This window comes from Escherichia sp. KCJ4928, from assembly GCF_004352695.1.
Classification (GTDB): Bacteria; Pseudomonadota; Gammaproteobacteria; order Enterobacterales; family Enterobacteriaceae; genus ECMA0423.
Window position 1 is genome coordinate 1 of record NZ_SJWV01000725.1, and the last position, 283, is coordinate 283.

1 pseudogene is annotated in these 283 nt (G+C 57.6%); it reads right to left on the bottom strand.

Features of this window, described 5'->3' with window-relative positions:
* Positions 1 to 283 (bottom strand): annotated as a pseudogene (locus tag E0D98_RS26450) (hypothetical protein); the annotation flags it as partial.

Sequence of the window (283 nt, forward strand, 5' to 3'; positions counted from 1 at the left end):
GTTCAGTGGCATCCATCTGTGGACGTGGTGTACACATCCAGCCAGGCACCCAGCGGTTGTCTTTCATATGGAACTCTGCATGTTCAGCCGCATCGCCTTTCTTCATCTTCTCCGCGTCCCGTGCGGCACCGGACAGTCCTGCCTCATTCAGGGCTGCGATAATCTGCGGCTTTTTCAGGTGTCCGAAGAAGTTTGCTTTTGTCGGCTGCCACCAGTCGCGCATGTGAAAACCGATGGCGCTCTCCAGCGTGTCCAGCGGGCTGCGTGACGTGTGACCACACTC